At 67.0% G+C, this 6,343-nt stretch carries 4 protein-coding genes; 2 read left to right on the top strand and 2 right to left on the bottom strand.

The genetic code is table 11. The features are described 5' to 3' along the window. Positions 1 to 266: 266 nt before the first annotated feature. Both ACWDUA_RS10840 and ACWDUA_RS10835 read right to left on the bottom strand, forming a co-directional pair. On the bottom strand, positions 267 to 1,424 hold the full coding sequence (locus ACWDUA_RS10840; RefSeq protein WP_449751021.1) for an iron-containing alcohol dehydrogenase: 1,158 nt from the start codon (positions 1,422 to 1,424) through the stop codon (positions 267 to 269). Positions 1,425 to 1,666: 242 nt separating this feature from the next. Beyond that, entirely contained in the window at positions 1,667 to 3,319 is a 1,653-nt protein-coding gene (locus tag ACWDUA_RS10835) for a sigma-54-dependent Fis family transcriptional regulator (protein ID WP_449751020.1), read from the bottom strand. A 300-nt stretch (positions 3,320 to 3,619) separates the two neighbouring features. Between ACWDUA_RS10835 and ACWDUA_RS10830 the strand changes: the two genes are divergently transcribed. After that, positions 3,620 to 5,074: an aldehyde dehydrogenase family protein gene (locus tag ACWDUA_RS10830; RefSeq protein ID WP_449751019.1), complete on the top strand. Its 1,455-nt coding sequence runs from the start codon at positions 3,620 to 3,622 to the stop codon at positions 5,072 to 5,074. Between the two features lie 124 nt (positions 5,075 to 5,198). Further along, positions 5,199 to 6,311, top strand: coding sequence for an NDMA-dependent alcohol dehydrogenase (locus ACWDUA_RS10825; RefSeq protein WP_449751018.1), 1,113 nt, complete (start codon positions 5,199 to 5,201; stop codon positions 6,309 to 6,311). Positions 6,312 to 6,343: the final 32 nt, after the last annotated feature.

Raw genomic sequence — 6,343 nt, 5'->3', positions numbered from 1 at the left:
CTATCCGAGGTGGGCTGCGGAGATTTCGACTCGGGTCCTCGCTTTGCTCGGTCCCGGCTCAATCAGCAGTGGGTGCTCCTGTTCACTCAGCGGGGGCTCCCTGCTCAATCGCCAAGTTAGGGTTGGTGGTTGAGCCGATGAGGAGCGGAGCGACGAGGCATGTCGAAACCTCCGCCGCCGAACCTGCCGACGTAACCACGGTATTCGGTTGCGGTCAGAGGGGCTCGGGGGAGCGCCTGGCAGGCGGCCGTGGCGCGACGCCGACGTCAGAAGATGCTGTGGTAGATCGCCTCGATCTCCTCGGCCGTGGGTATCACGGGGTTGTTCTGCGGCGATCCCGAGGCGAGGGCCTGCTCGGCCATCGTCGACAGCAACCCGGTCCACCGATCCGGGTCGATCGACAGGTCGTTCGGCGCGGGCACTTCGAGCTCGTGGTTGATCTGGCGCAGCTCGGCGACGAACAGCGCTGCGGCGACCTCGTCGGAGTCGTGGTCGTCGGCCACGCCGTAGGCGCGGGCGCAGTCGGCGTACCGGGCGGTGGCGGCGCCGATGGAGAACTCGGTGACCGCCGGGAAGAGCATGGCATTGGACATGCCGTGACTGATGTGGAAGTGCGAGCCGAGTGGTCGGCTCATGCCGTGTACCAGCGCCACACTGGAATTGGAGAATGCGATACCTGCCTGGGTGGCCGCGAGCATCATGTGTTCCCGCGCTTGGGTATCCGAGCCGTTGGCGAAGGCCCGCCGCAGGTACCGGCCGATCGTCGAGATTGCGGTCAGCGCGAAGGAATCGCTGAACGGGTTGGCCTTGGTGCTGACGTAGGCCTCCACCGCATGGGTGAGGGCGTCGATGCCGGTGTCGGCGGTGAGCCGCGGTGGCATGGACGTGGTCAACGTGTGGTCGACGATGGCCGCGGTGGGCAGGAACGCCAGACCCGGACACAGCATCTTCTCGCCGGACTCCGAGTCGGTGATGACGGTGAAACGGGTCGCCTCCGATCCGCTGCCCGCGGTGGTCGGAATCGCGATGATCGGCAGCAGGGGCTCGTCGGTGAGCGTCGGGGCCTTGAACTCGCGCATCGGTCGGTCGGTGGTGGCCAGCAGGGCGACCGCCTTGGCCGTGTCCATCGAACTCCCGCCGCCGAAGCCGATCACGGCGTCACACCGCTCGGCCCGGACCAGGTCGGCAGCCGGTTCGAGCGAATCGGTGGTGGGATCGGGGACCACGTCACCGAACACCGCGAACTCGATGCCGGCGGCCCGGAGTCCCTCGGTCATCCGGGTGACCGCGCCGGTGGAGACGAGGTGGTCGTCGGTGACGATCAGTGGGCGTCGACACCCGAGATCACCGAGGACGGCCGGGAGATCGGTGAGGGCATCGGCGCCGATCCGCAGAATTCTGGGCAGGGCGATGAGAGTGGACATCGGGTGTGGGCCTCTGTTCGGATGTCGTTGCGGGATATCGCTGTTCGGATATTCCGGTCCGGGAGTTGGGTCGACAGTGACTCTGCGTCACCGACCGGTATCCGGCAATGCCCAGATGCACACAGTCGTGTGCAGGGCTGCACGGCCGTGCTGCCACATCACCCGGATGGGGCCCTCGCACCGGTGTCGATGCGCGGGTGCGCCGAGGTGGTCACCAACGAGCGCACCCGGCGATCGCGACCCTAGACGATGATCCCGTATTCCTTGATGTGGTGGTACAGCGTGCTACGGCTGATGCCCAGATAGTCGGCGGCATGTGCCTTGTTGCCGTGGGAGATCTCCATCGCCCGCATGATCGCGTCGCAACTGGCCTGCTGCCACGGTGTCAGCGTCTTGACCGTGGACTTCATCCGTAACTCGATGGGCAGATCGGCCGCGTCGATCAGCGTGCCGCGGGACCGTGCGAGCGAGCGCAACACCGACGCCAGCTCCCGGTGATTACCCGGCCACGAATAGGACTCGAGCACTCTGGTGGCCTGCGGGGTGAAGCGATACCGAACGCCCGGACCGGCCAGCTCGTCCAATGTGGCAAGCAGTTCGGAGCGTTGATCGCGCAGCGCCGGCAGGTCCAGTCGGTTCTCGAACAGGTGCAACAGGCGCGTGGCGCCCACGTCGGCGGGATCGGGAATCCCGGTGCCGGCGAGCACCCGGTGACGCCCCGAGACGAGGATCTCCTCGACGATGCCCATCGGTCCCGCGGGCAGTCGGTCGAGGTCGTCGATGGTCAGGAGCCGATCGCCGGGCTGCTCGGCGAAGGCCCGTAGCCGGCGCTCGGCCTCGGCCTCGTACAGAGCGCGGCCGTCGATCGCGCAGCGCGCGAGGTCGCCGGTCGCGTCGGCCAGCGCGGTGCTGCGGCCGCTACCGGATTCGCCGACGATCACGCCCGATCCCGCGCTGCCGGGGAAATCCTCGATCCACTGCCGTACCCGGCTCGAGCTGCGCAACCTCTCGGCGGTGCGAGGGACCATCGGCCGTTGCCGCGTGTGGGCGCGCACCAGCACGCCGTCGGAGTTGTCGACCGGCTCCAGCTCCACCCGGGCGGTGTGCCCGTTGCCCAAGGTCACCTCGACGGTCGTCGACGCCCGCAGGTCGTGGGCGAGTTGCTGCAACAACGCGATGTCGGTGGGGGACAGTACCCGAGCGGCGGCCGAGCTCTGCAGCATCACCGAGCGCGAGATCGCCACCACGATCGCGGCCGGGTGTCGGGCCGCCTCCTCGAAGGCGCGGATCACCGAGCGGGTGCGGTTGCCGACGCTCTGCCGGATGTTGCGTTCGATCTCGACGATCGCGGCGTCGACGAACGGTCGCATCAACGCGGATTCGGCGCCGGCGTCACTCATGATGTCCAGCACGCCGAGGAGCCGGCCGGTCATCGGGTCGAAGATCGGCCGGCCGTAGCAGCTGTAGTCGTGCAGCCCCTCGACGTAGTGCTCCCGGCCGCGCACGAACAACGGCTTGCGGGTCTCGAACGGGGTGGCCAGGGCGTTGGTGCCGGTGGTGTCCTCCCGCCAGAGCGCACCCGGGGTGGCGCCGATGCGTTCGACCACCGCATCGATCGGCCGGCAACCGTTCACCGTCGTCAGCATCTCGGCCTGCGCACCGACGAGCATCACCGAGTAGCGCTCACCGTCGATCTCGTCGCGTACGCGTTCCAACACCGGTGTGGCCGCACGGAAGAGGCGGCTCCCGGTGTCCACACCACCGGCGGTGGGTGGGTCCATCGGTTTGGCCGGGTCCAGGCCCGATTGTCGGGAGCGGGTCCAGGAGGCCTGGAGGACACGACCCGACCGGCTCGCCGACATCGTCGCGACCGTCGCTGTGGAGTTGTCGATCATCGTCACGGACCTCTCGTCTTTCCCTGCAGCAGGCGATTCCCCGACGGGCGCCAGACGCGCCACACGAACCTGCCCGAATGTGAATGAAGTCACCCGCAGTGCGAACCACCGTAGCGGACTCGGCGGCGGGTCGACCCCCGATCGGCGGGTGTGCAGATCTCGAACAAATAGCTGTGACGCAGATCGCAAGACTGAAATCCGTCGATCCCCGGCCCGCACCGCAGTCGATCGGGAGCCGCGATTCGACATTCCCACCCGACCTTTCCCAGTGCCGTCGGCACTCGCTTCGAGAGGAACTCGATGACCTCACTTCTCACCCCGACTCCCCGGCTGGGATTCGACCCGGGGACCAAGCGGTTCGGCCAGTTGATCGAGGGCCGCCTGGTCGATGGCGCCACCCGGATCGAGGTGGTGGATCCCGGTACCGCCGAACGGATCGCCGATGCACCTGCCGCCTCGTCCGAGCAACTCGACCTCGCCGTCGAAGCGGCACGGCGCGCACTGCCGGGATGGTCGGCGCTCCAGGTCGCCGAGCGCGGCCGGATTCTGCATGCGGTGGCCGACGTCCTCGCCGCCCACCACGAGGAGCTCGCCCAGCTGACCACCCTGGAACAGGGCAAGCCGATCACCCAGGCCCGCGACGACGTGAGCTGGTCGATCGACTTCACCCGCTACTTCGCCGAGTACCGGCTCGAGACCGAGGTGCTGCGCGACGACGACGCCAACCGGGTCGAATTGCGCCGCCGCCCGGTCGGTGTGGTGGGTGCGATCACGCCGTGGAACTTCCCGCTCTTCCAGGCCCTGTACAAGCTCGCGCCGGCCCTGATCGTCGGCAACACCATGGTGCTCAAACCGTCGCCCACCACACCGCTGGCGACCCTGTACTTCGGCGAGCTGATCCGTGAGGTCATCCCGGCCGGCGTGTTCAACATCGTCGGTGACAGCGGCGATCTGGGCCGCCGGCTCACCGCCCATCCGGGCATCGACAAGGTCTCGTTCACCGGGTCCACGGTCACCGGACGTCACGTGATGGCGGCGTGTGCACCCACCCTCAAACGTCTGACACTCGAACTGGGCGGCAACGACGCGGCCGTCGTGCTCGACGACGCCGACATCGAGAAGACCGCAGAAGGACTGTGCACCTGGGCCTATGCGAATGCGGGCCAGGTGTGCGTGTCGATCAAGCGGATCTATGTCCCGTCGTCGAGGTACGAGGCGATGGTCGAGGCACTGTCCCGGCGGATCGAGGCACTGACCGTCGGACACGGGCTGGACGAGCAGACCCAGGTGGGTCCGGTGCAGAACGCGGTCCAGTACCGCAAGGCGCGCGAGCACCTGGCGGTGGCCCGACGGGACGGCCGGATCGTGGCCGGTGGTGACGCGCTCGACCGCCCGGGCTACTACATCGCCCCGACGCTAGTGTGCGACATCGACGAGAGCAGTCCGCTGGTCGCCGAGGAGACCTTCGCCCCGATCCGCTCGGTGTTGCCCTACGACGAGCTCGACGATGCGATCGCCCGCGCCAACGCCACACCGTACGGGCTCGGTGCGTCGGTGTGGGGCACCGACATCGAGAACGCGATGGATGTGGCCGGTCGCCTCGACGCCGGCACCACCTGGATCAACCACCACTTCCAGCTGACCCCCGACGTCCCGTTCGGCGGGATCAAGCAGTCGGGGCTGGGCGCCGAGTTCGGTCGCACAGGCGTCGAGGAGTTCACCGACGTCCACGTCGTCAATCTCAAGCACGGCTGAGACCACCCGCTGTTCCTCGGTGGCTCACATCTGGTGAAACAGCAAGAACCACAGTAATTCCCACCGATCTACCACACGTGATCTCCGCTATCCGGGCGGAATCGACCAACCGAAGGAAGACACCATGAAGACCCAAGCCGCAGTCGTCGTCGAACCGGGCAAGCCGATCGAGATCGAGGAACTCACCCTCGACAAGCCCGGCCCCAACGAGGTGCTCATCCAGTACCTCTACGGCGGTCTGTGCCATTCCGACGTGCACATCTCCATCGGCGACACCATCGCGCGACTGCCGATGGTCCTCGGTCACGAGGGTGCCGGGATCATCCAGGAGGTCGGCCCGGGTGTCACGCGCGTCAAGCCGGGTGATCACGTGATCTGTTCGTTCACGCCCACATGCGGACGGTGCAAGTACTGTGCCACCGGCCGTCAGTCGGTGTGCGACATGAACGCCGCGATGCTCGAAGGGCACCTCGAGGGCCCGCGATGGCCGATCAGCGGACCGCGCGGCCAGTACGGCGCGATGTGCACGCTCGGCACCTTCAGCCAGTACAACGTGATCAACGAGTACTCCGTCGTCGTGGTGGACGACGACATCCCGCTCGACAAGGCGGTCCTGGTCGGTTGTGGCGTGCCCACCGGCTGGGGATCGGCGGTATATGCCGCCGACACCAAGCCCGGTGACATGGTGGTCATCTTCGGTATCGGTGGCATCGGCATCAACGCGGTGCAGGGCGCCAAGCACGCCGGTGCCGAGCACATCATCGTGATCGATCCGCTGCAGAACAAGCGGGACAAGGCAATCGAGCTCGGCGCAACCCTGGCCTTCGACAACGCCGCCGACGCGAAGGCCGCTGTCGACGACCTCACCAACGGTCAGGGTGCGGATTCGGCGATCATCACCACCGACCTGATCACCGCCGAGCAGGTGAGTGCCGGCTTCTCGATGATCGGCCGTGGCGGGATCATGGTGCTGACCGCCCTCAACCGGATCGACGAGATCACCGTCAAGCTGCCGAGCACCGAGATGAGCTACTTCCGCAAGACCGTCAAGGGATCGCTGTTCGGCGACTGCAATCCGACCTATGACATCCCCAACCTGGTGCGGATGTATGCCGACGGCAAGCTCAAGCTCGACGAGCTGATCACCAAGGAGTACAGCCTCGAGCAGGTCAACGAGGGATACGACGACCTGTTGGCCGGCAAGAACATCCGCGGTGTGATCAGGCACCAGCACTGATCCACCCCCGCTCGACGCTGTTCGCGCGGCGA

It is taken from the genome of Gordonia sp. NPDC003376, from assembly GCF_053589235.1.
The sequence above is the reverse complement of the archived record's forward strand: the minus strand, read 5'-3'. Positions and strand labels throughout refer to the sequence as shown.

Excerpts from the sequence above, each read along its gene's own strand:
- ACWDUA_RS10835 (WP_449751020.1), bottom strand. The coding sequence starts at position 3,319 with ATGATCGACAACTCCACAGCGACGGTCGCGACGATGTCGGCGAGCCGG.
- ACWDUA_RS10840 (WP_449751021.1), bottom strand. The coding sequence starts at position 1,424 with ATGTCCACTCTCATCGCCCTGCCCAGAATTCTGCGGATCGGCGCCGAT.
- ACWDUA_RS10825 (WP_449751018.1), top strand. The coding sequence starts at position 5,199 with ATGAAGACCCAAGCCGCAGTCGTCGTCGAACCGGGCAAGCCGATCGAG.
- ACWDUA_RS10830 (WP_449751019.1), top strand. The coding sequence starts at position 3,620 with ATGACCTCACTTCTCACCCCGACTCCCCGGCTGGGATTCGACCCGGGG.